A 24,785-nucleotide genomic window follows, 5' to 3' on the forward strand; every position below is an offset into this window, starting at 1 on the left:
AATCGGCCGCGCCGGCCGATCAAACAATCACTTGCCACGCAGCTTTTTCAGTTCCGCGGACAGCAGGTCGAAGTTTTCCTGCCCGACGGTCTGCATCGCCGATTGGTAGACGGGAGCCACCAGCTCAGGGAGCTTGCCCATTTCGTCCGGGCTGAGTTCCGACACCTCCATGCCTTCCTCCTTCAATTTGGTCACCGCCTCGTTCACGGCCGCGCGCGACCGCTCGATCTGCTTGACCCGTCCATCGGCCGCACAGGTCTTCAGCAAGTCCTGCTCCTCAGGGTTCAACCCTTCCCAAACCGTCTTCGAGATCAGCACCGGCGTCGGCGAATATGCGTGGCGGGTCAGCGTCAGATATTTCTGCACCTCGTAGAAGCGGCTGGCCTGAATCAAGGGAAGAGGGTTTTCCTGGCCGTCGACGGCGCCGGTTTCCAGCGCGGTGAACACTTCCCCGAAAGCCATGGGCACCGGGTTCGCACCCAGACGCCGGAACGTGTCGAGAAAGATCGGGTTCTGCATCACCCGGAAATTCAGTCCTTTGAAATCCTCGATCGTAGTGATCGGGTGTTTGGCATTGGTGGCGTTACGGAAGCCATTCTCCCAGATCGACAGCAGGATCAGATCATGCGCTGGCATCTTCGCCGCGACATGGTCGAAATAGGGGCCTGTCATCACCGCGTCGACCTCAGCATCCGATGTGAAGAGGAATGGCAGCTCGAAGGCGCTCATCGCCGGCTCGATCCCGCCAATGGCGGCAGCACCGGTCACGACCATCTCGATGGAACCCGAGCGGACGGATTGCGTCGCCTCGGCATCGTCGCCCAGCTCGCCATTATAGAAGCCGCGCAGTTTCATCTTACCGTCGGTCTTCGCCTCCAGGCAGGCAGACATTCCCTTCACGCCGGCGGAAACCGGATGATCCTCGGCTGCACCGTTTGAAATCTTGAAAGTATGCCGGCCGATCTCGGCGCTGGCGGGGGCTGCCAGCGAAGCGGCAATCAGCGCGGTGCTGACGAGGGCAGTCAGGTTGATGCGTTTCATTTTTGGTCTCCTCCTGTGAAACATCGAAACGGACTGGAAATCACTTCAGCCACTCCATCGGCCAAAGAACGAGCTGCGGGAACAGGACGAGCAGGAACAGCACGGCCGTCTGCGCGATCATGAACGGCATCGCGCCGATCGTCGCCCGATGCATCGGCACGCCCGACACGCCCGATGCCACCGACAGGGCAATTCCGACCGGCGGGGTCACAAGCCCGATGGCGCAATTGATGACGAACAGGACGCCGAAATAGACGGGGTCGATGCCCGCCTCCTTGACAACGGGCAGCAGCACCGGCGCCAGGATCAGAATGGTTGGTCCCATGTCCAGGGCGGTTCCGACCGCGATGACCAGCAGCATGATCACGACCAGCAGGATCGTCGGGTAGTCGATGAGCGGCTCGACCACGCCCAACACGATGCCGGAGAGATCGGCAATCGAGATGAACCAGGACGTGGCCAGCGCCGCGGCGGCCAGCAACATGACGACGGCGGTCGTGGTTGCCGCGTTGCGGAAGACCTCGAACAGCTGCGATGGTTGCAGTTCGCGATAAACGAACAAGCCGACGAACAAGGCATAGACCACAGCGACCACGGCTGCTTCTGTGGGCGTGACCACACCGAACCGAATGCCTCCCAGGATGATCGCGGGCAGGCCAAGCGCCCAGATGGCGCTCCGCGTGGCGACGGCCCTTTGCCGCCACGTGGCGCGGGGCAGTGGCGCGACATTGTCGACGCGCGAAACGATCAGCCAGGCGAGCAGCGATCCGACTCCCATCATGATGCCGGGAACAATGCCGGCCATGAACAATTGCGAGATCGACAGGTTGGTGGCGACACCGAAGATGATATAGGCGATGGACGGCGGAATGATCGGCGCGATAATGCCCCCCGAAGCCATCAGGCCGACCGACCGTGCCTCGTCATGGCCTGCGCCTCGCATCATCGGCAGCAGCATCGTCACCAGGGCGGCGGTATCGGCAGCCGCCGACCCCGACAACGACGCAAGTATGATGGCCGCAAAAATCGCAACGACCCCTAGCCCTCCGCGCACATGGCCAACCAGGGAAACCGCGAACGCTACGATTCGCTTCGACATGCCGCCGGCATTCATCAGTTCTCCCGCCAGCAGAAAGAACGGGATGGCCAGGAGAGAAAAGCTGTTCGCCCCGACGATCGTGCGCTGCGATATGATCTGCGGGTCAAACATGTCGAGCGTGATACCCATGGCAACCGCACAGAGGATCAAGGCGAAGGCGATCGGAACGCCGACCGCCATCGCGGCGCAGAGGACGACGAGGAAGATGACCAGGCTCATTCGTGGATCTCCCCGATCGCCTTGGGAGCTTCGGTCATGCGGCCGGTCGCATAGCCGATCGCACGCCAGGCGGCCATCGCGCCGATGGCCAGGCTCGCGGGAATTGCGACGCCGAACAGCCAGCTCATCGGCATACCGGTCACGGGCGCGGCGTTGGTGGCATTGACATGCCACTGCATCAAGGTGCCCACCAGCAACAGCACGCAACAGCCGAGGATCAGCACATTGGCAATCGTCAGCAGAATGCGGCGGGTGCCGGGGCCGACCATCGTCACCACCATGTCGAAATCCATATGCAGATTGCGACGCATGGCCGAGATCGAGCCGAGGAAAATCAGCCAGACGAAGCAGAAACGCGACATCTCCTCCGAAACGTCGATACCTGATCCGAATCCATAGCGGAGAACGACGTTTAGGAAGACCATTGCGGTCATCGCCGCGAGTAGAAGCACTAGCGCCACATCGATGGCGCGGAAAACAAACCGCTCAATCCTTTTCATTTACGCCCTCCTCCGACGCGAATGGTTTCGCCGGTCACATAACCGGCGCCAAACAACAGCCATTCGGCAGCTTCAGCCACCTCGTCAGGCACTCCGATCCTCTGCAGCGGGACGCCGGACGCCTGCGCGGCCAATGCGGCACGGTCGGCGAAGACGTCTTTCTGGATGTCAGTGTCGATAATCCCGGGCGCCAGGGCATTGACCCTAACGCCGGGCGCGAGGTCCCGCGCCATCGCTGATGTCAGCGCCAAAATCGCGCCCTTGGTCGCGCCATAGACTGCATGGCCCGGCGCACCGCCGTTAAACCCGGCAATGGATGCCACGTTGACGATCGCCGCTTGCGTATGCGCCGCCCGCGCCCGCAGGAAGGCGGCCGTCACCAACAGGGTGCCCTTGACGTTGACCGAAAGTGCCCGATCGATTTCGACGGCGTCCATCGCATCGAGCGCCATGTTCCGGCCGAGGACACCCGCATTGTTTACCAGATGCGTGGGCGGCAAGGTGGCTAGCGCCGCTTCGGCCATGTTGACTGCCTCGCCATCGGCAATGTCGACTGTGAAACTCCGCGCCATGTCGCCGAATTTGGCCGCCGCGGCCGCCAATGGCTTTTCCTCCTGGTCCCACAGCCAGACGACGGCGCCCCGCGTTACCATCCGGCGGGCTATGGCAAGGCCGATGCCCGCAGCGCCGCCGGTGATCAGGACGACAGGGCGGCTCATGTTTCGAACTCGTGCGCAAAGGCCTGATGGCCGGCGAGATCGACCAGGCCCGAGAAACGTGCGTAGTCGAAGCCGTCGGGATTTGTCCGCAACCCGCCCGTTTCGCGCAGATGCGCGAGCGCCGCCGCCTGCGCCGATAGGCCGGCCAACAAGGTGGTCAGCGCATAGAGACAGAGGGTGAATCCCATCCGCGAGATTTCATCGAGCCCAAGCCGTGCCGCATCCGTGCCATCGACGATGCTGACGACCTTCGGCCCGGCCAGGCCCTCTGCCACTTTTTCGACCTGTTCCACCGTTTGGATGCCGTCGATGAAGACCAGATCGACGCCCGTATCGGCATAGCGGCGTGCGCGTTCCAGGGCTGCATTCATTCCATCGACGCCGAGGGCATCGGTGCGTCCGATGACCAGCATCCCGTGACCGCTGGCGTCCCGGGCCGCGACGGCCGCACGCAACCGCGCCTCGGCCTCGCGCGGCGTCACCAGCCGCGCACCGGAAAGCTGGCCGCAGCGCTTCGGCATCTGCTGATCTTCGACGTGGAATGCCGCGATGCCGGCACGGGCGTAGTCCTCGACCACACGACGCAGATTGAGGGGACCGCCATAGCCGGTATCGGCATCGGCTATGACCGGCACGCCTGCCACTGCCGCCATAGACCGTGCCTGATCGGCCATTTCGGTCTGCGACAGCAGGCCGAGATCGGGCGTACCGAGACGGCTCGCGGTCGCACCGAGACCCGTCATATAGACGGCCTCGAAACCGCATTGCGCGATCAGGCGCGCGGTCAACACGTCAGGGGCGCCGGGAACCGCAACCACCCCGCCCTGCGCGATACGGTCTCTCAGGGACTTCGCGTAGTCTTTCATCGGGACCGCTTCCCGCTCTGCGAGAGGATGGCGTCCGGCAACCGTCCGCGCCAGTCCACATGGATCTTCAGCGAGGCGGTGAACGCGTCGTGATCGCCTTTGAGAAGTTGGTCGGCCATAAGTTTGTGCTGATCGAAGCTCGAACGACGCCGATCGTCGAACGGCGCGGTCAGCAATGTGCGCAGCGTGGCTATGCGCGCATCGGCCAATTGGTGGGCATCACGGATCAGATCGTTGCCGCAGAGATCGAAGAATGTGTTGTGATAGGCCGTATCCGCATGGCCGAAAGCGCGCAGATTACCTCTGTCCAAGGCATCGGCCATCCTACCAATCACCTCCTCCATCCTCCGCGCCAATGCGTCCGGCGCCCGTTTGAACGACATCAGCGCCGCCTCGCGCTCCAGCACGAAGCGGTAGTCGCACAGCATGATCACGGCCTCTTCGGACGGGCTGAAGACAAAGCTGCCGCGCTTGGGGAGCACCTCAACGAGTCCGGTGAATTGCAATGCGTTGAGCGCATCGCGAATGGGCGAGCGGCTGACGCCGAACGCCTCCACGAGCCGTTCTTCCGAAATGTTTTCACCAAGGGAAAATTCGCCGTCGATGATCGCAACACGCAGGCGGTCGGCCACCATGGCGGTCAGAGACTTTGGTTGCTCCAGGCGAAGCGACTCGGCACCCATTTTTACCTCCCTATCTTACATGTAAGATGTAACATGTAAGTGAGAGAGGCTGTCAAGTGCCACGCGCCGGGAATTGGTTCAGGTGATTTTGTGCTGGGTGATGCATGCCGGCGCCCGGGAAACGGGACCCCATCCGACAGCACGTATTATTACGTAGTGATCGTCCCCAATTTTCAGTGCCGGCCTTCCTTGTAAGAGTTCAGGTTCACGGGGGGATTGGCAATGATAACCACGAGCCAGGCTGCCAAACGCTATATACCTGAACCGAACGGCGCGAACGCCATGGAGACGGGACGTTTGCCGCCAAGCACTGTCCTGCGCGTCTCCCCAGGCCAGGGCATCTACCGCGAGGGCGAGCGGGCGTCATTGATCTATCAGGTTCAGTCCGGCGCCGTGCGGGTCTATCGGATCATGCGCAATGGCCACCGCCACATTCTTTCATTCTATGGAACGGGAGAATGGTTCGGCCTGCAGGATGGAGAGATCCATGATGATTTCGCCGAGGCGATCTGCGACTCTCAAATTCGATCCGTTCCGAGAGCCGGCGCGCCGATGCCGCCGATAAATTTACTGGATATAGCTCTGTCCAGCCTGTCGATCGCGAATTCGCGACAGCTTGTCGTCGCCCGCCAGGGCGCTCTCGAGCGTGTGGCGGCTTTTGTTCAGGAAATGTCGGCTCGAAATGGTGGCGCCAATGAGTTTGAACTCATGATGTCGCGCACCGATGTCGCCGACTATCTCGGCTTGACGGTGGAATCGGTGGCACGTTCGTTCACCAAGCTTCGAACCCGCCGCATTGTGCAATTATTCGGGCGCGGCCAACGATACATCCATATCGTTGATCGCAACAGGCTTGCCGCGCTCAGCACATAGGCGAAGCACGGCACAAGCGGTGCACCCACGCTCATTCGACGTAGAAGGTCAAATTGCCGTTGCGGGCTCGCGTTACCCATTCAATATCGTTTGGCGTGAGCTTTTTCGTCTTCAGTTTGCCGACAAGCCATTTATCTGACCGAGCGGCCGCGCGAATGGCCTCGACGTCCTTTTCGCTGCCTTGCGGGGATGACGGCCTGTCTCCGAAAAGTCGGCAATGGGCGCAATCAGGCATTGAGCCTAGTCAATGGGTGTGGCCTCGGCCGGAGAGGATGCCGGCATCAGCCTTGATGGTCGTGCCATTGAGGTATCACCCCGAACCGCGACTTGGCCGCTCCCTCGAGAAGGCGCCAGCAGCAAGCCATTCGGGCATCATGTATGATACCGTATCTTACTGCCATCCGAACCCATGACATTTTATCTCTATTGTAAATCATGGAGGGCAAAGCGATGACCGGACCTGCTGCTTCTACCCCGTCAATGACCAGTGCAGAAGAGCTGCGCAAACGCGCGCTCGAACTGCAACTTCTCGAGATGGAACGCCAAGAGAAGATACAGGCGCGCGAAGCCAAAAAACACGCTGAATTCGTTGAAGACTTCTTCCGCAAGCACATTGGCGATGCCGAACGCACGGTGATCAAACGCCTCGTGTCGAAGGCGGCTGCGGATGGCAAGTTCGAGGCGATGATCTACAGTTTCCCGTCGAGCTTTTGCTCCGATAGCGGCCGGGCAATCAACAACTTTTTGCCCGGGTGGCAGAACACCTTGCAAGGAAAGGCCAAGGAACTCTACGACCTGTTCGAAGAGATCGGCAGACCGCAGGGCTATGGCCTGAAGGCATTGGTCATCAATTTCCCCGGTGGCATGCCAGGCGATATCGGTCTTTTCCTCACCTGGGAAAAACCGGTGGAGTGACCGGGCATGAAGACTGTCGAGATCGAGCGCAAGTTTCTCGTGCGCAGCGACGCTTGGCGCGCCAGCGCGACGAGCGCGCATGTATTTCGACAAGGTTATCTTGCGCGAGGCGCTGCCAGCAGTCTCCGTATTCGCCTGATCGATGATCTGACGGCACAGCTGGCGGTGAAGTTCGGCAAACGCGGCCTTACGCGCGAGGAATTCGAGTACGACATTCCCCTCGTTGAAGCCAAGGAATTGATGCTTCATGTGCGTGGCAAGGTGCTTGAAAAGACAAGGTATGAGGTTGTCCATCAGGGCGATGTCTGGGAGATCGATGTCTTCGGCGGCGCCTATCAGGGCCTGACCATTGCCGAGATCGAAATGTCGAGTGAGACAGATCGTCCGTCCCTCCCCTCCTGGCTCGGTCGCGAAGTGACTGGAGACAAACGTTATTCCAACCGGGCGCTGGCATTCCATCGCCCGGCAATGTCGCCACCTTATGGCATTTCGGAATATGCCCGCGTCTAAAGCGCGGCGTTATCTTTAAAGGTCGCTTGCCCCGCGCTTAAAGCCCCGCAAGAACGGTGATTCAAGCGGCGCGACTTAGAGCAATTCCGAGGAAAAGTGCGAAGCGGTTTTCCGTCCGGGATTGCGTAAAAAAAGTTAGAGCGGTTCAGCGCGTCCGTGAAAAGCTGAACCGCTCTAGTTCCTCGGAACTGCTGCGCACTACCGGGAGGCATGCATCAGTCTTCAACCAGGCTCCATTCGGCACCGGGGTTGAACTCCTTGATCGCAGACGCCAGCCCCTCGGTCTGATCACCCAGATCGCGCTGGTAGATGACACCCATATTGTTGATCATGAAAGTCTGCACGCCGGTTACCCTGTAGGTTACCGGCCAGGCGATGAGGCCAAAACCGCCCGTCATGTTGCCGTTGACGATATAGCTCTGCTTGCCACCGACGACATTGGAACCTTGCGCCGTCAGGATGCGATAGCGGTAGCCGTAATAGCCTTCTGCCCGCTTCGCATTGCCGAAGGCTGCGGTCTCGACAAGGCCGCCGGCGGGGCTCTCCTCTTCGAATGCTCCCGGCTCCCAGTACAGACCGTCCCGCGCGCCCGCTGTGCTGACGAGCTTCTGTGCGAACTCGTAAACGCCGTCGCCATCGCGATCTTCTCGCGCATACTCATACTGGGCAATAAAGTAGTCGGTCATCGTCTGGATGGTCGCAAGTTCGTTCCTGCCGACCCTGCGGTTGATGATTTCCTGAATGCCGATTTGCGTGTCGAAAGCCCATTTTCCGTCGCCGTTGCGGCTCAGCGGGAAAGGCAAAGGCCACAGTTGATCGCCGATCGCGACGACCTTGCGATCGCCAAGGTCTTGAAGAATGACCTGCTTGCCGGCGCCCTCACGTATCAAACCATAGGCGATCGTGGCCTCATTGCTCGCCTTCAGCTTAGCGGCGCTAAGACCCAACAGATTCGCCAAGCCGTCAATTTCGCCGGACGCCAACACCTGCTTGAATTGGTCGACTGCGAGTGAGGGACTGTCAAAGGCGGGTGGGGTTCCAGCCACGAATTCCTCGAGGTTGCTCTGCTCCTGCGCCAGGGAAAGCTGCGGCACCATCAAGGAAGCTGCCGCACCCAGCATGAATGAAATCACTCTCGATTGTCGTGTCATCGGTTCACCCCATGGTTTGGCCTTCACGAAAACATTTGCCTAAGTCAGCGGCGGCCGCCGCCGCCACGCCCGCCGCCGCCACGCCCGCCGCCGCGCCCGCCTCCACCATGTGAAACGGGCGGGCGAGACCGGTGCTGCGTTGCCCGAGGTGCGCCGCGCTGGCCACCACCCATGCTCTGGCCACCGCGCTGGGAGTTCACGACCTCGCGGCGACCTGATTGAACATTCCCGAGGGCGCTCTGCTGGCGGCTCCGATTATCGGCTTTGGCGGCCATCTTGGGCTTGCCGGATTTCGGTCCCGCTTTCGGAGAAGCCTTGGCCTGGCGGTTGCCTGCATTTGCAGGGCGCGTATCGGCGCGGGGCGCGTTCGCGCGTTTGGCCGCATCTCCCACCGACGTTTTCGGATTTGACTTCAGCCCTTGCGCGGTATTCTTTCGGACATCTGCGGCTCGGGCCCCGGCATCGCCCCTCGACTGGTTTCGCTCCCTCTGAAGGTTGCCCGCCTGGTTCTTGAGCTGGTTGCGGCTGTCCGTCTGGAGGTTGGACCGGATCGCCGACCGGTCAAGCTTGTTCAACTGATCCTTGCCGATGCTCAGCTTGCTACGATCGACATTCTTCCAGTCGACATCGTTCAAGTTCATTTTTCCATTGAAATTGCGGTTGTTGAGGCAATTGTTGCAATCGATGTCGACATCACCGTTCCAGCGTCCGCCCCACACGCCCCAGTCGTCCCAATTGACGATCGCCGCCCAGGCGACCCCGGTCACGGCAGCAGCGAAGAAGCCGGCCCCGGGATAGTAATAGTTGTCGTAGGAATCCGGATAATAGGAGACTGGCGCGTAGTCGTAGTTCGGCTCGTACAGCATTTCCGGCGGATATTGCGGGATGTAGATCTTCTCCGGATTTGTGGGCTGGATGATGACATTGTCGCCCTCGTTGACAATGGTGACTTTGTCATCCGTCTTGATGATGTTCTTCGCGATAGCTTCGTCGCGGAGCTGCTGTATCGCGATCAGGACGTCCTTCTGCTGATTGGTCAGCGCGTCTCCGAGCGCCTGCGTCCACTCGAGATCGTCGCTCATCATCTTGACGACCTCCGGGTAGTTCAGCAGCGAAATCACACTTCCATCCCATTCGCTTTTCGGCTGGAGGCTGGCGTTCTTTTTCTTGGTTTCCAGGAAGCGAGCTGCCTCGACGATCTGCAGGGGAAACAGCGAAGCCGCCGAGATCGCTGCCACGAGATCGTCCGGGTAAAGCGCGATACGCGCCACGAGAACCTCGAGTTCGTCGTCGGAGAGCCCGGCCGCTTCCGCGTCCGGCGCCGGCACGGGTTCGGCCTTGGTGGCCGGCACGGGTGTCTGCGCGTAAGTTAACGGCACGGGCGGCAGGGAAGAGATTGCTATGGCTGAAAAGCCGGCCAGCAGCCTGAAATATCTCGCTTTCATCACACCTTCATCTCCTGGATTGCAAGTGGTTGCGATAACGCTGGCTATGGCATCGGATCGGTGGAACGCCTCAGTGCCACGACCTTTGACCGAAGAATTGCATCCCCTATTTCCTCGACAAGGCCCTCGACCAGGCTGCCGTATTCCTGTCGTCGTACCTCCCGAATACTGCTGGGAAGCAAGTCTACTTTGGTGAGCGCCTCAATGGCTGCAGCGAGGTCCTGGCACATGCTGTGGAAATTTTCGTCCACCTCGAGAAGCCGTTGTGCGAGCGGAAGATGCTCGGGCAGGTGGAGCTCAAGCAGCGCAAGGATGGCCAATTTTTCTGGATTGCCTGCCCCCATATCCATCCCGCTCGTTGTTTTCGTACAAAGCAGATGAATTAATATATTGCATCTCACTTATTTAGAGATGTAACATACAAGAAGCTACGGTCGTGGGTAGAGCGGCTGGCTTCATCGGGGGGCGGACGATGCAAAGCGTGCGAGCAAGCGGGTCGCCAAGTGTGGCAATCCCCACAACATCGGAAACACGAGAACAGCTTGATCGCATCAGATCCAGCCAGGAATTTCACGCCCCTGACCGTGGGCGTAGATTTCTTGATTATATTGTCGAAGAAGCGCTCGCTGAACGGGGGGCCTATCTGAAGGCCTATACGATCGCCCTGGAGGTATTCGGCCGAGACGCCTCATTCGACGCCCAGAACGATCCTGTCGTGAGGATTGAGGCCGGCCGTATACGCCGGGCCTTGGAACGATATTATCTGGTCGCGGGGCAATTCGACAAGGTCATCATTACCATCCCGAAGGGTGGGTATGTGCCGTGCTTCAGACACAGTGACGCCTGCCCTGCGACAAACCTCGGTCCACCGTCAGAAACGAGCGATAGTCCCGACCCTGTCGTGCAAACCGTCAGACCTTCTAAACCTGCAGATCACTCCCTCTTGGACGAGAGCACCGTTCAATCCGCTCCGCCGTCCTGGATCTTCTATGTGACGGCGGTTTCCTTGGGTCTGATCACGTTGTTTATCGCCTTCGGCATTCCTTTTCTTTTCAGCCCTCGCACGCCGTCGCCTACCAACCCCACTGATAGGCCAGATTTTCCCCAGGTCCTTGTGGAGCCATTCGAGGACATTTCAGAAGCCGGCGCATCGGCAGGTATCGCCCGAGGACTGACGGACGAGGTGATCGGCCACCTGGCAAAGTTTAGGGAGATTGTTGTAATTTCGAATATGCCTGCGGCATTGGGCGGACAGCCGCTGCCGAAAGGACCGCGGGAACCGCGTTTTGCTTTGCAAGGTCGAGTGCGCGTCGAGGACAGCAGGTTGCGGCTGACCGCACGGTTTGTAAACCGTCATGATGGATCCGTAATCTGGGCCAACAGCTACGACAAGGACCTTCGGATACAGGACGTCTTGCAGGTTGAAGCCGACCTGGCCCAAGAGGTGGCGATCGTTCTCGCCCCGCCATATGGGATCATCTCCCAGAGCGATACCGCAACGATCCCATCGTCCACCTCCGATCAGCGGGATGACTACGCCTGCACGCAGTCTTATTACAGCTACCGGGTCGACCTCAACCCAAAGGGCCAGGCCGCGGTCCGGGCCTGTCTTCAACGAGCAACGGAGCGCAACCCGGGAAATTCCACTTATTGGGCCTTGCTGTCGATGACCTACCTCGATGAACTCCGCTTTCAATTCAGCCTTGATAGAGTGCCTGCCCTTTCCACTTTGAAATCTGCGGTGGAAACCGCGCGCCGTGCGACCGACCTCGATCCGCAGAATGCCCGCGCGCTGCAGGCGCTGATGCTTGCCAACTTCTTTAACGGCGATGTCGAGGCCGCGTTGAAAGTGGGAGCTGCTGCCTATGAGCTAAACCCCACCGATACGGAGGTGGCCGGCGAATATGGCTTCCGTCTGGCGCTTTCCGGCAAATGGGATACCGGCTGTGAGTTGATGTCGAGAGCCATTAACAAAAATCCCGGCCCGAAAGGATATTACGAAGTGGGTCTGGCCATGTGCGCCTACATGCGGGAGGACTACCAGGCAGCCGAACTATGGGTCAGGATGGCGGATCTGCGATACAATCCCATACATCACCTCGTCCTGCTTGCGATCCTTGGCGCGGAGGGCCGGCTCGATGAAGCCCGTGAAGAGCGTGATTGGCTCAAGGCGAACGCACCGGCGTTGCTGGCCAACATCCGCAACGAGATCAGCATCCGCCTGCCTCGTCTTGAGGATCAGCAACGGATCCTCGCGGGGCTGAATGCGGCAGGCGTCGCAGTCGCTTCACAATAGTCGGCCGAACCCGGGCGCCGCCCTTCTCCCATAGATGTTACGTGATGCTACACGCGCTCGGCTGTTAACGGCGTTACTATCTGCCATCACTTGAGGCCGAACCGTTCGGCCATATCAAGCCGAAAGCGGAAGGGGGGGGAAGCCGTGTTTCTCGACTATTTTGCACTCGGGGTGCTGGTTTTCACGGTCGTAACGCTTTTCTACGCCGTGATCGCTATCCATGACATTCCTCACATCATTGCGAAGAAACGCAATCACCCGCATCAGGACGCCATTCATATCGCCGGCTGGGTGAGTCTGTTCACCCTCCACGTTATATGGCCGTTTCTGTTCATCTGGGCCTCCCTTTATCGAGAGGACCGCGGTTGGGGAATCAAGCCCGACGGCAAGCTGGCGGAGGAAGTGGAGGCAAACGCCGAAATCGCCCGCCTTCAGGCTCGGATCGCCGAACTGGAAGCCCAACCTCTGGAGAAGGAGAAAGCCTGATGGACCTGCTCCTGATCCTCACCTATGCCGCAATCTGCTGGACGATCTTCAAAGTCTTCCGAATCCCGGTAAACCAATGGACGCTTTCAACAGCGGTCCTGGGCGGCATGTTCCTGATTTCCGCGCTGCTCCTCATCATGAGTTACAATCACCCCTATTCAGGCGACGGACGCATCTACTTTACCTCTGCGCCGGTCATTCCTGTTGTCGGCGGACAAGTAGTGGAGGTTCCGGTCCAACCCGACACGCCGTTGAAGAAGGGCGACGTCCTCTTTCGCATCGACCCGCGCCCCTATCAGTTCGTCGTCGATCAGAAGAAGGCCGCTTTGGCGGAAGCCAAGCAGGCTGTCCTTCAATTGAAATCTGCGCTCGATGCCGCGAACTCCGCCGTGAGCGGTGCCGAGGCATCCCGCGACCGCTCCCTGCAAAGCTTTGAGAAATTCCAGCAATCGAACGAGAACGCCAGATCGAGCGGCAAAGGCGCTGTCTTTTCCGAACTCGAAGTCGAGAACCGGCGAGGCATCTACCTGACCTCCGAAGCCGCGGTCGAGACCGCACGGGCGCAGGCCATGCAAGCCAAGCTCGCTTATGACTCGGAGATCAACGGCATCAATCCGACGGTCGCACGCTTGCAGGCCGAATTGGGCAATGCGGAATACGACCTCGACCAGACGACCGTTCGAGCCCCGAGCAGTGGCTATGTCGCACAGGTCTTCCTGCGTCCGGGAATGATGGCTAACCCGCTGCCCTTGCGGCCGGTCATGGTCTTCATCAACAGCGAAGACCGGACATTGGCTGCTGCCTTCATCCAGAATTCGCTACAGCGAGTCCGGGTTGGCGATGAGGCCGAAGTCTCGTTCAAGGCCGTGCCCGGCAAGATATTCAAGGCCCGGATCCAGGGCATCATCGATGTGATGGCGCAGGGCCAGCTTCAGCCGACAGGCGCCCTGATCGATCCGCAGTCGCCCGAGCGCGCCTCCCCGGGTCAAACGCTGGCACGCATCGAGATCCTCGAAGATACCAGCAAATACCAGCTGCCGGGCGGCGTCGTTGCTGATGTCGCCGTCTACACCGAGCATTGGCATCACGTCGCCGTTCTCCGCAAGGTTCTTCTCAGGATGAGTAGCTGGATGAACTTCGTTTTCCTCGAGCATTGAGACGGATGGGCTGAAGCCCGGCTGGAATTTCGGGAGACGTCGAAGCACATCCAGGGGAGTAATACGGTGATCGGAAGTTTCGGCATACCGATGCTAAAGGGGCTGGAGGGCTTCAATCGGAACTGGCTTCGAAGCGACATCCCTGCCGGGCTGTCGATTGCCGCAGTCGGGCTGCCGAGCGCCATCGCCTATCCCGCGATCGCCGGCCTGCCTCCCGAAACGGGAATTTATGCAAGCATCGTCGCGCCGATCGCCTACGCTATTTTCGGGCCATCGCGCCTGCTGGTCGTCGGGCCGGATGCCGCAACCATGACCGTTCTCGCCGCCGCAATGGCCGCAATCATCGCAGCCGAGCCGGCCGCCGCAGGCGTGGACCGGATCGCGATCGCATCCGCCCTGGCGCTCGGCGTCGGGGTGTTCTGCCTCGCTGCCAGGTTTCTAAGACTGGGAGTCGTGGCCAACTTTCTCTCCCGTCCCATTCTCGTCGGATTCTTTGCCGGCGTGTCTCTGTCGATCCTCGTCGGCCAGATCAATCGTTTCACCGGGGTCAAGATTGAGTCCGAGGGGCTCGTTCCGCCCATCGTCGAAATATTGCGCAAGAGCGCTTCGATCCACTGGCCGTCACTGATTTTCGGCCTGTCGATGTTCGCTTTATTGTGGGTGGTAAAGGCCGCGCGTCTCAAGGTCCCCGGCCCTGTTCTTGTCGTTGTCGTCTCGGTGATCCTGTCTGCCGTCTTCGACTTCCAGGGCCGCGGCATAGCCGTCGTCGGCGACATTCCCCGCGGCTTGCCGATGTTTTCGCTGCCTGCGCTTTACGAGATGCCGCTCGACAAGATCGTGCTTGGCTCCGCCGCCGTTTTCCTCGTCAGCTTCGGTGCGGGGATTGTTGCCGCCCGCAGTTTCGGCACACGCGCCGGACAGGAGGTGGACGCGAACCAGGAACTGATCGGTCTCGGGGCGGCAAATTTCGCTCCTGGTCTTTTCGGTTCGTTTCCAATCAGCGTCTCGGATTCGAGAACGGCAATCAATATGTCGGCAGGCGGCGTCTCGCAGGCGGCCGGACTTGTCTCAGCGGCCACGCTGATCGCTGCCCTCGTCTTTCTGAACAGCGCCTTACGGATATTGCCGCTGCCGGCACTTGCCGCCATCCTGGCAATGGCGGCCATCGGCCTGATCGACATCGGCGAACTGAAAAAAGTCTGGCGCATCAGCCGGATGGAATTCGTCTTCGCATTGATCACCATGTGGGGCGCAATCAGCTTCGGTGTTCTCAACGGCGTCATTGTCGCGATTGCCGCAACCCTCGTCTATCTCCTGCGCAAGACCATGTATCCGCGCGACAGTCTTCTCGGCAGGATCGAAGGGCGGGAGGGCTTCTTTGATCTCGCCCGCTTTCCCCAGGCGCGCCCGCAAGAAGGTGTCGCGATATGCGTAATCCAGGGCAACATCCTGTTCTTCAACGCCGACTACGTGCGCACACGGCTCCAGATCATCGCTAAGGAGCTTGCGCGGGGGACGAGAGCCCTGTTGCTGGATGCGAGCGCCATCTCCCATGTCGACAGTACCGGCGCCGCGGCGCTCGATGCCGTCGCCCAAACGCTCTCGAAACAGAACATCACCTTCGCGATAGCCGATCTCAACGAGGAAAGCCGGCAACTGCTCGACCGCGCCGGCGTGATCACCGCTATCGGCTCAGCCAACATCTTCAACGACAAGGACGAGGCGGTGGCAGCCCTTGGATCGGCACGCGATGCAATTTTGGACAAGCCGGAAGAAACGAACGGACCCGTCCTCGGGCCCTGAACGGAGGGAGTTATGAACAAGGGTTACGACGCAAATCTCGAAGAGGCAGTGGCCGAGGCGAAACGGAACGATAAGGACAAGAGCAAAGGCAAGAAAAAGAAGAGGTCTTGGGACTACGAGAAAGAGATCCTTCGCCTTCAGGTGGAGCTTGCTCATCTGCAGGCCTGGGTGAAGAAATCGGGCGCCCGGATCGTCATCGTCTTCGAAGGCCGTGATGCCGCCGGCAAGGGCGGAATGATCAAGCGCATCACCGAGAAGGTCAGCCCCCGGGTCTTTCGTGTCATCGCGCTGCCCGCCCCGACCGATCGCGAAAAGTCGCAGATCTACATGCAGCGCTATATCGCTTACATGCCGGCCGCAGGTGAAGTCGTGATCTTCGACCGCAGCTGGTACAACAGGCCGGGCGTAGACCGGGTGATGGGCTTCTGCAGCGAAAAGAAGGCCGAGCGTTTTCTCGAGCTGGCGCCTCGCTTCGAGGCGGCAATTGTCGAGAGCGGTATTATTCTGCTCAAATACTTCCTGACCGTCAGCGAGGACGAGCAGGAGCGGCGCTTCAAGCGCCGGATCGATGATCCGCTTCGGCAGTGGAAACTTAGCCCGATGGACGTCGAATCCTATCAGCGCTGGTGGGATTATACGCGGGCCTACGACGCGATGCTGCGGATGACCGATAGCAACCATGCGCCATGGTGGATCGTTCCGTCGGATGACAAAAAACAAGCCCGCATAAACTGCATCTCCCACATCCTCCAGTCGATACCCTATGAGCGCGTCAAGTTCGAGGCGCCGGATCTCGGCAAGCGGCAGAAGCGCCCGGGCGGATATGTCGAAGATCAGAGCGTTCGGCATGTCGTTCCTGATGTGACCGCGCGGTGAGTGGCGGACCGATCGGCCGATCGACGGCAAACCAGACGGGCTGACCGTTATGAATCTGGAGCAGACACGGGGCGAGGCGTTGAAGCCCGCAGACATCATGCAGACCTCGATCGAGACGCGGGTCAGCGATCTCGTGCGGCTGGGGATCATCGCACTTTTCGCCTACTGGTCCTTCCGTCTGGTCGCTCCGTTCGCGCTGATCGTCATCTGGTCTGCGATCCTGGCTATCGCGTTGTTTCCTTTGCATGAGATGCTTGCGCGCGCCCTTGGAAACCGTCCGGCCATTTCGGCAACGATCATCGTCGTCGCCTGTCTGGTCCTCGTCATCGCACCTTTATCGCTTGTCGCCGTCAATTTCGCTGATGCGGCACAAGACCTCATCGCAAGATTGAGGACGGACAGCTTTGCCTTGCCTTCGGCGCCTCAGAGCATTCGCGAGTGGCCTGTCGTCGGCGAACGGCTCTATGCCGCCTGGAACCAGATCGCCACCAACCTCGCCGCATCGATCACGAAATTCCAGGCGCCTCTGCGCGAGATCGCCGGCGTCGTCGTCACCAAACTCGCCTCGATCGGCGCCGGCCTGTTGAGCTTCATCGTCTCCGTTGTTCTGTCCGGCTTCCTGATGGCAACAGGTCAACGACTAAGCTCGATCGTGGCAGCTCTTGCCAACAGAGTTGCGGGCGACAGGGGCGTTGGCTTCGCCAAGCTTGCGGCCACAACCGTGCGCAACGTCTCGCGCGGCGTGATTGGCGTCGCCTTCCTGCAAACGCTTTTATGCGGGCTCTGCTTCGTCATCTTCGATCTGCCGGCAAGAGGGGCATTGACCTTTGCCGTTTTCATCCTCTGCATCATGCAGATCGGCCCCGGCCTGGTCCTGGTTCCCGCAATCATCTGGGCTTGGTTTTCCTGGCCGGTTTCGACATCCCTGGCATTTACGCTCATCGCGACGCCCATCACGCTGCTGGACAACGTGCTCAAGCCCCTCCTCATGGCGCGTGGCTTGACGACACCAATGCCAGTGATCCTCATTGGCGTCATTGGGGGCACGCTGTCATACGGCCTGCTTGGGCTCTTCCTCGGCCCAATCGTCCTCAGCGTATTTTATGAATTGCTGCGAAGCTGGGCTTGGCCCTCGCCAACGGACGACAGGCTGACAGGCGGTGTCGAAGGGGGCGATGTGGTCGATCGGGGCGATGTCTGCTGACCTTTCCGCAGCTCGAGTGAGGAGAAAACATGTCGAAAGCTTCGACCCACTGGAGCGACAAAGCGCTCATCATTGTACTGCGGACGCTGTTAATCCTGGCCGTGCTTGGGGCGCTTGCCGTCCTGATCAAATTCGTTTGGGCATTCCTGTGATCACCTCAACCGCCTTCTGCGAAGCGCCCGCCCGCCCCAGCAGTCCCGGCACGCTGCTATGGCAGATCTTCCCAAGAGCCAGCGTCCAATACCCAATCCGAAAGACCACAGAATGAGATGGATCGCGGCAGTGGTGCTTTTTCTTGTCCTCGCAGCCACGACGCAAGCGCAGACCCCTGCCGTGCCGGCGCAGCAGAAGATCGATGATCTTGTCCGACTGCTCCAGGATCCAGAGGTGCAATCGCTGCTCGAAGCTCGAAAATCTGAACCAGCGCCGAAGCCGCCGGAGGAAACGTTGTTTGCGTGGGAAGCTGCGATGCGGGCACGCTTCGACGCGACGCTGGCGGCCCTCCCTCGCATACCCGCGGAGATAGGGGCAGCCGCGGCCCGAACGAGACATGACGCGCTCTCTGCAGGATACGCGCCCGTCTTCGTGATCCTGCTGTGCCTGCTCGCCGCCGGCGTGATCGCCGAGCGGCTTTATCTCCGGGCAAGAGCCGGGGCCGTGTCGTTGGCGGCCCAGCTTCTATCCTTGGCTGTCTTCACCTTCTCGATGGGGCTGATCTTCTTCGCACTGCGGTGGCCGCCACTGACGGAGGCAACCCTGATGGTCGCGCTCGCCGGCATCATCGCCTTTCGGGCAGCGTCCATCGCTATCGACTTCGCCGTGGCCCGCCCGCACATCCGACGACGAATAAGGCTTTTCGTCGGCGTGCTTTTCGTCGCAATCGCAGCGGCCATGCTCGGAAAACCGATCGGCGTCGATCCTGCAGTGTCACAGGCCGTCTCCTGGTGTTTCTCGCTCGTCCTCGTGATCCTCGCAATCGAGGGCGTCGTGTCAGTGGTGGCCATGAGCCTTAAGGCGAGACTGGCCATAGTCCTCGCCGTTCTGATCCTCTGGGTGGTGTGGTCGGTCGGCCTCACCGGACTTTTCCTGATCGGCGTCTACGTGCTCCTTCTGCCTCCGCTGCTGAAAGTCGTCGGGAACGCCGCCGGGGCGGCCAGCTCGGCCGAGCCGGGAAGCGTCCGACAGGTCCTCCTCATCCGCGGAAGCCGGGCGGTCGTCGTTCTGCTTGCGCTGGCGTCGCTTGCAATGGTGTTGAAAACCAGCACGACGACGATTATCGCGGGCAATGCGGCCGCACAGGCGATCGCATATGGTCTGCTGAAGAGCGTGGTCGTCGTCCTGCTCGCCGACCTCGTCTGGCATCTGTCGAAAGCGTGGATCGATCGGACACTGGCGCCGGCGGCCGAGGGTATTGCGCCCTCCCCGGCCGAGTCCGCGCGGCGCGCGCGCCTGCGCACCCTGCTTCCGATCTTCCGAAACATGCTCGCGGTACTGGTCGCAGTGATGGCGGTGTTGATCGTGCTTGCGCAGCTCGGCGTCGAAATCGGGCCGCTGATTGCCGGAGCCGGGATCTTTGGTGTGGCGCTGGGTTTCGGATCACAGACCTTGGTCAAGGACGTGATCAGCGGCGTCTTCTACATGCTCGACGACGCCTTCAGGGTCGGCGAATACATACAGAGCGGCAGCTACAAGGGCACGGTCGAAGGGTTCAGTCTCCGCTCCGTCCGCCTCAGACATCACCGGGGTCCTGTCTTCACCGTTCCCTTCGGCGTGCTCGGCGCCGTCGAGAACATGAGTCGGGATTGGGTGATCGACAAGTTCAGGATATCGGTCGGCTTCGACACTGACCTCAACAAGGCCCGCAAGATCGCCAAGGCGATCGGCGTCGAACTGCAGGCGGATGCAGAAGTCGGCCCGATGTTCATAGAACCGCTTAAGATGAAGGGTGTCGAGGAATTCGGCGACTACGGCATCGTGCTGAGTTTCGCGATGACGACGGTCCCCGGCCAGCAGACCTACATCCGCCGCAAGGCCTATTTGATGATCCGCGAGGCATTCCAGGCCAACGGCATCTCATTCGCAACGCCGAGTGTGCAGATCGGCGGCGATGACAAAACCGGAGCAGCGGCCGCAATGATTGCAACACGCGACCGCCAGGAAAAGAGCGCCACCGGGACGGAGGGGTGAATCCCGCCGGCCCGGTCATCAAGCCTTGCGACTCCCGATCCGACCATTACGATTTTTTGCGCCGAGAAACGCCAAAAGCCCCTTGCGGGGCTTTTGGGGATAATGAGGGAAAGTTGGGTTGCGGGGGCCTGAAGCCACAGAGACTTGTAACTTCGGCGGAACAGCCAGTGTTATTTGGAAGAAATTTCTCACTACGCCGTAACAAAACGTCGGTAGCGACCGGCTCAAGCCATTTGCCTATGGAACAATAAAATCGGTACGGCCCTATCGAAAGCGCGCGCTTCGCAAGCGACCTTCGCCACATCCGGACCGACCCGCACCTACTCCGCCGATGACAATAATCTTGTGAAAAATTCAATATTAGGGCACAATTTATGAACGCAACGGAAGTTGCGGCGCAGTCTCAAATCCGGACGTCTCGCGCCGAGTGACAGTTCGCGTCGGAAGGTCGGCGTCGATGGATCAGGGGTTCTTTCTTCTGTTCGCTACGGTATCCGTGATCACGGCCCTGACGGTGGTCCTGGCGCGCAATCCGGTTCATAGCGCATTGGCGCTGATGGCGTGTTTCCTGCAGGTCTCGGCAATCTTCGTCTTGCTCGATGCACCGTTGCTCGCGGTCATCCAGATCTTCGTCTATGTCGGCGCGATCATGGTGCTGTTCCTGTTCGTGATCATGATGATCGATGTGCGCGAAGCGGTGTTGCAGCGGTTCTTGCCGGGCGGCAACCTCCCGGCTCTGGTACTGCTCGTCCTGCTCGGGGTCGAGATGCTCGTGCTGGTGCTCTGGAGCAACCGCTTTGCCCTCATGGAGCCCGTCGCCATGGGCGGCGGCGATGACGTCAGGCAGCTTAGCACAACCCTTTTCGCCGACTATCTCCTGCCGTTTGAAACCGCCTCCGTAATCCTGCTGGCCGCCCTGGTCGGCGCCATCATGCTGGCGCGGAAGGAGCAGGGATGATGGTTCCGCTCTGGTGGTATATTGTGCTCGGAGTGTTCCTGTTCGTGATCGGAGCGGCGGGCGTGCTGCTCAGGCGCAATATTCTAGTCGTGCTGATGTCGCTGGAGCTGCTGCTCAACTCGGTCAACATCAATTTCATCGCTTTCGGGCGTTACCACGCCGATTTCCGCGGGCAGATCTTCGCGATCTTCGTCATCGCAATCACCGCGGCGGAGGTTGCCGTCGCCCTCGGTATTCTGGTCGCCCTCGTGAGGAACAAATCCACCCTCAAGGTCGACGAGGTGACGGTGATGAAAGGATAGCGGCTTTGGACCCGGTTGTATCGATCCGGCCGTTGCTTGCCATCACCGTCGCCGGTCTGGCGGCCCTTGCAGTTCTCCTTTTGAACAACCGCGAGAAACTTCGCGATCTGGTCTCGCCGTTGGCCGCGATCGCTATGTTCGCGATTGTCGTGTCGATGGCGCCCACGGTGCTGGCGGGTGGGACGGTCGAATTGCGCCTGTTCGAGATTCTGCCGGGGATCGACTTTGCTTTCCGGGTCGATGCGCTCGGCATGGTATTTGCCACCGTCTCGTCGCTGCTGTGGATCTTGGCGGCGATCTATTCCATCGGCTACATGCGGCATTTGAACGAGCATGCACAGACCCGGTTCTTCGCCTGCTTCGCCAGCAGTCTTGCGGCCGCCGCCGGGGGCGCCTTCGCCGCCAATCTGTTCACGCTGGTGATCTTCTACGAAGTGCTCAGCCTCGTTACCTATCCGCTCGTCTACCACCACGAGGACGAAGAGGGATGGAGGGGCAGCCGCAAGTACCTCGTCTATCTGATGGGTGCCTCGAAAAGCGCGCTGCTCGCCGCACTGGCGCTGACCTACCATATGGCGGGGTCGCTCGACTTTGTCGCGGGGGGGCTGCTGGCCGGGAGCGATGCCCCGGCGGTGCTGCTAACGGTCGTTTATTTCTGCTATCTTTTCGGCTTCGCCAAGGCCGCTGTGATGCCGATGCACGCCTGGTTGCCCGCCGCGATGGTCGCGCCGACACCGGTCAGCGCGCTTTTGCATGCAGTGGCAGTGGTCAAGATGGGCGTGTTCTGCGTGCTGCGGGTGGTGTTCCATGTCTTCGGCACGGGGCTGGTGGGCGGGCTGGGCCTCGGCATCGCCACAGCCTATCTGGCTTCGTTCACGATCCTGATGGCGTCGGTTTACGCCCTGACGCGGGACGACCTGAAGGCCAGGCTTGCCTATTCGACCGTCAGCCAGCTCTCCTACATCGTGCTAGGCGCGGTTCTGTTGTCGCCGGTCGCGATGGTCGGCGGGATCATCCACATCGCGGCGCACGCATTTTCCAAGATCACACTCTTTTTCTGCGCCGGTTCGATCTATTGCGCGTCCGGCAAGCGTAACATCAGCGACATGGCCGGTATCGGCCGCAGGCTGCCCTGGACGATGGGGGCATTCTTCGTGGCTTCGCTCAGCATGATCGGGATACCGCCGACCGCCGGCTTCGTCAGCAAGTGGTATCTGGCGGAGGGTGCCGTGGCGGCGGGGGAGACCACGTTCCTGGTCGTGCTCCTGGTAAGCTCGATCCTGAACGCCGCCTATTTCCTGCCGGTCAGCTATGCCGCCTTCTTCCAGCCGGAAAGGCAGGAGAGCCGGACGACGGTCCGTGAAATTCCGTTGGTCACGATTCCGCTGGTCGCGACCGCGGTCCTGTCGGTGCTAATGGGCATTTTCCCGGGCTATTTTCTCACCCTGGCAGACGGAGTGATCCGATGATCAAGCGTGTCGTCGACTTCTTTGGTGACGCGCAATATGCGGGGCCGCGCCGCCGACTGTTCTACCTTGTGCTCGTCCTGATCGTCGTCGCCGACTTTCTGGTCTCCCGCGAACACGCCGAATATCTGTGGGATAGGCTGCCGGGCTGGTCCGCCGTCTACGGCTTCGTCTCCTGCGTCCTGCTTATCTTCGTTTCCAAGTTTCTCGGCCATCGGGTCGGGCTCATGCGGCGCGAGGACTATTATGACTGACTTCATCCATCCGGCTCTGCTCTTTATTCTTGGTGCTCTGCCGATCCCGTTACTCAGCGGGTCGGTCCGCAAGGCCTATCTGCTTCTGATCCCTGCGCTGGCGATCCTTGCCGTGCTTGCGATGGAGCCGGGCAGCTATGGCGAAGCGCGGTTCATCGGGCAGGATATCCTGATTGCGAAGGTGGACAAACTCAGCATCGTCTTCGCCACCGTTTTCACCATCATGGCGCTGATCGGCATGGTCTACGCGCTGCACCTGACGGATGCCGGCCAGCACGTGGCCGCATTCGTCTATGTCGGCAGCGCGCTTGGCGTGGTGTTTGCCGGTGACTACCTGACCCTCTACCTGTTCTGGGAGGGCATGGCATTCGCTTCCGCCTATCTGGTCTTCGCACAGCGTGGTGGGCCGGCGATCCGGGCCGGCTTCCGCTACCTCATGGTCCATATCGCCGGCGGCGTCGTCCTGCTCGGCGGCATCATTTCCCACGGACTCGCCACCGGTTCACTGCTTTTCGGCCCGATCGCGGCGGCCATCACCAACGGGGGAATGGGCGTCGGCGACTACCTGATCCTCGCCGGTTTCATCCTCAACGCGGCCGTGCCGCCGCTCAATGCCTGGCTGACCGATGCCTATCCGGAGGCGACCGTCACCGGGGCGGTGTTCATGAGCGCGTTTACCACCAAGACCGCAGTCTATGTGTTGGCGCGGGCGTTTCCGGGGACCGAGCTCCTGGTCTGGCTCGGTGCCATCATGGCGCTCTACGGCGTCATCTACGCGGTGCTGGAGAACGATTGCCGGCGGCTTCTCGCCTATCACATCGTCAGCCAGGTGGGCTATATGATCGCGGGTATCGGCATCGGGACCGAGATGGCGGTGAACGGAGCCGCCAGCCACGCCTTCGCGCATATCCTCTACAAGGCGCTGCTGTTCATGGGTGCCGGGGCAGTCATCTACGTCACCGGCCGACGCAAGCTCACCGAGCTCGGAGGGCTTTACAAGACCATGCCGCTGACCGTGGCGCTTTACATGGTCGGTGCCTTTGCGATCTCAGCCTTCCCGTTCTTTTCGGGTTTCGTCACCAAATCGATGGTGATAGCGGCTGCAGGAGCGGATCACCGCGCGCTGGTGGTGCTGGCGCTGACGATGGCATCGTCCGGGACGTTCCTGCACACTGGCCTCAAGCTTCCCTATTACATGTTTTTCGGCGTGGACCGGAAACTGGAGGCGCGGGAGCCGCCGCGCAACATGCTGATCGCCATGGGCATGGCGGCGGTGCTCTGCATTGCGATCGGGGTGTTCCCCCAGCCGCTTTATGCGCTTCTGCCCTATCCGGTGGATTTCGAACCCTATACGGGTTCGCATGTCATGGAGAGCCTCGGGCTACTTATGTTCACCGCCCTGGGGTTCGTGCTGTTCCTCTGGGCGCTCGATCCCGAGAACACGATCAGCCTCGACACCGACTGGTTTTATCGCAAGGGTGCGCGGGCCTTCATGTGGCTCGCCGAAAGGCCGCTGGCGCGCTATGAGCAGGCGGTGAGCAATGTCTCCGAGACCGCGGCGCTGCCCTTGCTGCACGGCGCGGCGCGGGCAGGACTCCGACTCGATCTTGTCGGCGTGGATGCCGTCGTGAATGGCATTGCCCACTCGATCCTCCACAGCGGCGGGCGGCTCAGGCGGCTCCAGACGGGTGTCGTGACCCATTACGTGCTGGCGATGGTCGTCGGTCTGATCGCAGCCACCGTCGTCTTCGTCGTGGCGTGGCGGTAGGGCGTGC

The 24,785-nt window shown here is 60.5% G+C and carries 25 protein-coding genes and 1 pseudogene; 16 read left to right on the plus strand and 10 right to left on the minus strand.

Annotated features, from left to right (window positions below):
- Positions 1 to 27 precede the first annotated feature (27 nt).
- From dctP to RLEG4DRAFT_RS28540, 6 genes are read right to left on the minus strand one after another with little or no spacing between them, the layout of a single operon-like run.
- Positions 28 to 1,041 (minus strand): TRAP transporter substrate-binding protein DctP, encoded by a 1,014-nt coding sequence (dctP, locus tag RLEG4DRAFT_RS28515; RefSeq protein ID WP_003581978.1) that lies wholly within the window; start codon positions 1,039 to 1,041, stop codon positions 28 to 30.
- A gap of 40 nt (positions 1,042 to 1,081) precedes the next feature.
- Entirely contained in the window at positions 1,082 to 2,359 is a 1,278-nt protein-coding gene (locus tag RLEG4DRAFT_RS28520; protein WP_003581979.1) for a TRAP transporter large permease, read from the minus strand.
- Entirely contained in the window at positions 2,356 to 2,859 is a 504-nt protein-coding gene (locus tag RLEG4DRAFT_RS28525; RefSeq protein ID WP_003581980.1) for a TRAP transporter small permease, read from the minus strand. Before RLEG4DRAFT_RS28525 ends, RLEG4DRAFT_RS28520 begins: the two co-directional genes overlap by 4 nt.
- Positions 2,856 to 3,578 (minus strand): SDR family NAD(P)-dependent oxidoreductase, encoded by a 723-nt coding sequence (locus RLEG4DRAFT_RS28530; RefSeq protein WP_003581982.1) that lies wholly within the window; start codon positions 3,576 to 3,578, stop codon positions 2,856 to 2,858. Before RLEG4DRAFT_RS28530 ends, RLEG4DRAFT_RS28525 begins: the two co-directional genes overlap by 4 nt.
- Entirely contained in the window at positions 3,575 to 4,444 is an 870-nt protein-coding gene (locus RLEG4DRAFT_RS28535) for an isocitrate lyase/PEP mutase family protein (RefSeq protein ID WP_003581983.1), read from the minus strand. The genes RLEG4DRAFT_RS28530 and RLEG4DRAFT_RS28535 overlap by 4 nt, the downstream gene beginning before the upstream one ends.
- Positions 4,441 to 5,127, minus strand: a complete 687-nt coding sequence (locus tag RLEG4DRAFT_RS28540) for a GntR family transcriptional regulator (RefSeq protein WP_003581985.1) — start codon at positions 5,125 to 5,127, stop codon at positions 4,441 to 4,443. The genes RLEG4DRAFT_RS28535 and RLEG4DRAFT_RS28540 overlap by 4 nt, the downstream gene beginning before the upstream one ends.
- A gap of 282 nt (positions 5,128 to 5,409) precedes the next feature.
- Between RLEG4DRAFT_RS28540 and RLEG4DRAFT_RS28545 the strand changes: the two genes are divergently transcribed.
- Complete coding sequence (locus RLEG4DRAFT_RS28545; protein WP_245278024.1) at positions 5,410 to 6,000, plus strand: helix-turn-helix domain-containing protein; 591 nt, start codon at positions 5,410 to 5,412, stop codon at positions 5,998 to 6,000.
- A gap of 31 nt (positions 6,001 to 6,031) precedes the next feature.
- Here RLEG4DRAFT_RS28545 and RLEG4DRAFT_RS47305 read toward each other — a convergent pair.
- Positions 6,032 to 6,219, minus strand: a pseudogene (locus RLEG4DRAFT_RS47305) (hypothetical protein); the annotation flags it as partial.
- A 231-nt stretch (positions 6,220 to 6,450) separates the two neighbouring features.
- Between RLEG4DRAFT_RS47305 and RLEG4DRAFT_RS28555 the strand changes: the two are divergent.
- Both RLEG4DRAFT_RS28555 and RLEG4DRAFT_RS28560 read left to right on the plus strand, forming a co-directional pair.
- On the plus strand, positions 6,451 to 6,915 hold the full coding sequence (locus RLEG4DRAFT_RS28555) for a hypothetical protein (RefSeq protein WP_003581988.1): 465 nt from the start codon (positions 6,451 to 6,453) through the stop codon (positions 6,913 to 6,915).
- 6 nt (positions 6,916 to 6,921) lie between these two features.
- Positions 6,922 to 7,425, plus strand: a complete 504-nt coding sequence (locus tag RLEG4DRAFT_RS28560; RefSeq protein ID WP_003581989.1) for a CYTH domain-containing protein — start codon at positions 6,922 to 6,924, stop codon at positions 7,423 to 7,425.
- Between the two features lie 215 nt (positions 7,426 to 7,640).
- Here the strand turns inward: RLEG4DRAFT_RS28560 and RLEG4DRAFT_RS28565 are convergent, their stop codons facing one another.
- The 3 genes from RLEG4DRAFT_RS28565 to RLEG4DRAFT_RS28575 are packed head-to-tail and all read right to left on the minus strand — an operon-like array spanning position 7,641 to position 10,371.
- Entirely contained in the window at positions 7,641 to 8,576 is a 936-nt protein-coding gene (locus tag RLEG4DRAFT_RS28565; protein ID WP_037094311.1) for a DUF2950 family protein, read from the minus strand.
- Between the two features lie 44 nt (positions 8,577 to 8,620).
- Positions 8,621 to 10,021: a DUF3300 domain-containing protein gene (locus tag RLEG4DRAFT_RS28570; RefSeq protein ID WP_037094314.1), complete on the minus strand. Its 1,401-nt coding sequence runs from the start codon at positions 10,019 to 10,021 to the stop codon at positions 8,621 to 8,623.
- A gap of 44 nt (positions 10,022 to 10,065) precedes the next feature.
- On the minus strand, positions 10,066 to 10,371 hold the full coding sequence (locus RLEG4DRAFT_RS28575; protein ID WP_245277994.1) for a hypothetical protein: 306 nt from the start codon (positions 10,369 to 10,371) through the stop codon (positions 10,066 to 10,068).
- A 122-nt stretch (positions 10,372 to 10,493) separates the two neighbouring features.
- On the opposite strand from RLEG4DRAFT_RS28575, the gene RLEG4DRAFT_RS28580 reads away from it, so the two are divergent.
- The 13 genes from RLEG4DRAFT_RS28580 (at position 10,494) to RLEG4DRAFT_RS28635 (ending at position 24,778) form a co-directional block, all read left to right on the plus strand.
- Positions 10,494 to 12,317, plus strand: a complete 1,824-nt coding sequence (locus tag RLEG4DRAFT_RS28580; RefSeq protein ID WP_003581993.1) for a hypothetical protein — start codon at positions 10,494 to 10,496, stop codon at positions 12,315 to 12,317.
- Positions 12,318 to 12,461: 144 nt separating this feature from the next.
- Positions 12,462 to 12,803, plus strand: coding sequence for a DUF3302 domain-containing protein (locus RLEG4DRAFT_RS28585; RefSeq protein WP_003581995.1), 342 nt, complete (start codon positions 12,462 to 12,464; stop codon positions 12,801 to 12,803).
- Positions 12,803 to 13,960, plus strand: coding sequence for an HlyD family secretion protein (locus RLEG4DRAFT_RS28590; protein ID WP_003581997.1), 1,158 nt, complete (start codon positions 12,803 to 12,805; stop codon positions 13,958 to 13,960). Before RLEG4DRAFT_RS28585 ends, RLEG4DRAFT_RS28590 begins: the two co-directional genes overlap by 1 nt.
- 90 nt (positions 13,961 to 14,050) lie before the next feature.
- Positions 14,051 to 15,763 carry a SulP family inorganic anion transporter gene (locus RLEG4DRAFT_RS28595; RefSeq protein ID WP_432416830.1) on the plus strand — a complete coding sequence of 571 codons (1,713 nt, stop codon included), beginning with the start codon at positions 14,051 to 14,053 and terminating at the stop codon, positions 15,761 to 15,763.
- A 12-nt stretch (positions 15,764 to 15,775) separates the two neighbouring features.
- Positions 15,776 to 16,639, plus strand: coding sequence for a polyphosphate kinase 2 (gene ppk2 / locus RLEG4DRAFT_RS28600; RefSeq protein WP_003581999.1), 864 nt, complete (start codon positions 15,776 to 15,778; stop codon positions 16,637 to 16,639).
- Between the two features lie 49 nt (positions 16,640 to 16,688).
- Entirely contained in the window at positions 16,689 to 17,843 is a 1,155-nt protein-coding gene (locus tag RLEG4DRAFT_RS28605; protein WP_003582001.1) for an AI-2E family transporter, read from the plus strand.
- Between the two features lie 29 nt (positions 17,844 to 17,872).
- The gene (locus tag RLEG4DRAFT_RS53005; protein ID WP_003582003.1) at positions 17,873 to 17,995 is read left to right on the plus strand and encodes a hypothetical protein; all 123 of its coding nucleotides are present in this window, start codon (positions 17,873 to 17,875) and stop codon (positions 17,993 to 17,995) included.
- A gap of 112 nt (positions 17,996 to 18,107) precedes the next feature.
- Complete coding sequence (locus tag RLEG4DRAFT_RS28610; RefSeq protein ID WP_037094316.1) at positions 18,108 to 20,030, plus strand: mechanosensitive ion channel family protein; 1,923 nt, start codon at positions 18,108 to 18,110, stop codon at positions 20,028 to 20,030.
- A 457-nt stretch (positions 20,031 to 20,487) separates the two neighbouring features.
- Positions 20,488 to 20,988 carry an NADH-quinone oxidoreductase subunit J gene (locus RLEG4DRAFT_RS28615; RefSeq protein WP_003582007.1) on the plus strand — a complete coding sequence of 167 codons (501 nt, stop codon included), beginning with the start codon at positions 20,488 to 20,490 and terminating at the stop codon, positions 20,986 to 20,988.
- The gene (gene nuoK / locus RLEG4DRAFT_RS28620; protein ID WP_037094896.1) at positions 20,988 to 21,290 is read left to right on the plus strand and encodes an NADH-quinone oxidoreductase subunit NuoK; all 303 of its coding nucleotides are present in this window, start codon (positions 20,988 to 20,990) and stop codon (positions 21,288 to 21,290) included. The genes RLEG4DRAFT_RS28615 and nuoK overlap by 1 nt, the downstream gene beginning before the upstream one ends.
- Before the next feature lie 5 nt (positions 21,291 to 21,295).
- A complete protein-coding gene (locus RLEG4DRAFT_RS28625; protein WP_003582010.1) occupies positions 21,296 to 22,759 on the plus strand; it encodes a monovalent cation/H+ antiporter subunit D family protein in 1,464 nt (487 codons plus the stop codon).
- The gene (locus RLEG4DRAFT_RS28630; protein WP_003582012.1) at positions 22,756 to 23,010 is read left to right on the plus strand and encodes a hypothetical protein; all 255 of its coding nucleotides are present in this window, start codon (positions 22,756 to 22,758) and stop codon (positions 23,008 to 23,010) included. Before RLEG4DRAFT_RS28625 ends, RLEG4DRAFT_RS28630 begins: the two co-directional genes overlap by 4 nt.
- On the plus strand, positions 23,003 to 24,778 hold the full coding sequence (locus RLEG4DRAFT_RS28635; RefSeq protein WP_003582014.1) for a Na(+)/H(+) antiporter subunit D: 1,776 nt from the start codon (positions 23,003 to 23,005) through the stop codon (positions 24,776 to 24,778). Before RLEG4DRAFT_RS28630 ends, RLEG4DRAFT_RS28635 begins: the two co-directional genes overlap by 8 nt.
- Positions 24,779 to 24,785: the final 7 nt, after the last annotated feature.

This window comes from Rhizobium leguminosarum bv. trifolii WSM2297, assembly GCF_000271845.1.

Bases quoted from the DNA above. Each gene is read 5' to 3' on its own strand.
- dctP (WP_003581978.1), bottom strand. From the start codon at position 1,041: ATGAAACGCATCAACCTGACTGCCCTCGTCAGCACCGCGCTGATTGCC.
- RLEG4DRAFT_RS28520 (WP_003581979.1), bottom strand. From the start codon at position 2,359: ATGAGCCTGGTCATCTTCCTCGTCGTCCTCTGCGCCGCGATGGCGGTC.
- RLEG4DRAFT_RS28525 (WP_003581980.1), bottom strand. From the start codon at position 2,859: ATGAAAAGGATTGAGCGGTTTGTTTTCCGCGCCATCGATGTGGCGCTA.
- RLEG4DRAFT_RS28530 (WP_003581982.1), bottom strand. From the start codon at position 3,578: ATGAGCCGCCCTGTCGTCCTGATCACCGGCGGCGCTGCGGGCATCGGC.
- RLEG4DRAFT_RS28535 (WP_003581983.1), bottom strand. From the start codon at position 4,444: ATGAAAGACTACGCGAAGTCCCTGAGAGACCGTATCGCGCAGGGCGGG.
- RLEG4DRAFT_RS28540 (WP_003581985.1), bottom strand. From the start codon at position 5,127: ATGGGTGCCGAGTCGCTTCGCCTGGAGCAACCAAAGTCTCTGACCGCC.
- RLEG4DRAFT_RS28545 (WP_245278024.1), top strand. From the start codon at position 5,410: ATGGAGACGGGACGTTTGCCGCCAAGCACTGTCCTGCGCGTCTCCCCA.
- RLEG4DRAFT_RS28555 (WP_003581988.1), top strand. From the start codon at position 6,451: ATGACCGGACCTGCTGCTTCTACCCCGTCAATGACCAGTGCAGAAGAG.
- RLEG4DRAFT_RS28560 (WP_003581989.1), top strand. From the start codon at position 6,922: ATGAAGACTGTCGAGATCGAGCGCAAGTTTCTCGTGCGCAGCGACGCT.
- RLEG4DRAFT_RS28565 (WP_037094311.1), bottom strand. From the start codon at position 8,576: ATGACACGACAATCGAGAGTGATTTCATTCATGCTGGGTGCGGCAGCT.
- RLEG4DRAFT_RS28570 (WP_037094314.1), bottom strand. From the start codon at position 10,021: ATGAAAGCGAGATATTTCAGGCTGCTGGCCGGCTTTTCAGCCATAGCA.
- RLEG4DRAFT_RS28575 (WP_245277994.1), bottom strand. From the start codon at position 10,371: ATGGATATGGGGGCAGGCAATCCAGAAAAATTGGCCATCCTTGCGCTG.
- RLEG4DRAFT_RS28580 (WP_003581993.1), top strand. From the start codon at position 10,494: ATGCAAAGCGTGCGAGCAAGCGGGTCGCCAAGTGTGGCAATCCCCACA.
- RLEG4DRAFT_RS28590 (WP_003581997.1), top strand. From the start codon at position 12,803: ATGGACCTGCTCCTGATCCTCACCTATGCCGCAATCTGCTGGACGATC.
- RLEG4DRAFT_RS28595 (WP_432416830.1), top strand. From the start codon at position 14,051: ATGCTAAAGGGGCTGGAGGGCTTCAATCGGAACTGGCTTCGAAGCGAC.
- ppk2 (WP_003581999.1), top strand. From the start codon at position 15,776: ATGAACAAGGGTTACGACGCAAATCTCGAAGAGGCAGTGGCCGAGGCG.
- RLEG4DRAFT_RS28605 (WP_003582001.1), top strand. From the start codon at position 16,689: ATGAATCTGGAGCAGACACGGGGCGAGGCGTTGAAGCCCGCAGACATC.
- RLEG4DRAFT_RS53005 (WP_003582003.1), top strand. From the start codon at position 17,873: ATGTCGAAAGCTTCGACCCACTGGAGCGACAAAGCGCTCATCATTGTA.
- RLEG4DRAFT_RS28610 (WP_037094316.1), top strand. From the start codon at position 18,108: ATGAGATGGATCGCGGCAGTGGTGCTTTTTCTTGTCCTCGCAGCCACG.
- RLEG4DRAFT_RS28615 (WP_003582007.1), top strand. From the start codon at position 20,488: ATGGATCAGGGGTTCTTTCTTCTGTTCGCTACGGTATCCGTGATCACG.
- nuoK (WP_037094896.1), top strand. From the start codon at position 20,988: ATGGTTCCGCTCTGGTGGTATATTGTGCTCGGAGTGTTCCTGTTCGTG.
- RLEG4DRAFT_RS28630 (WP_003582012.1), top strand. From the start codon at position 22,756: ATGATCAAGCGTGTCGTCGACTTCTTTGGTGACGCGCAATATGCGGGG.
- RLEG4DRAFT_RS28635 (WP_003582014.1), top strand. From the start codon at position 23,003: ATGACTGACTTCATCCATCCGGCTCTGCTCTTTATTCTTGGTGCTCTG.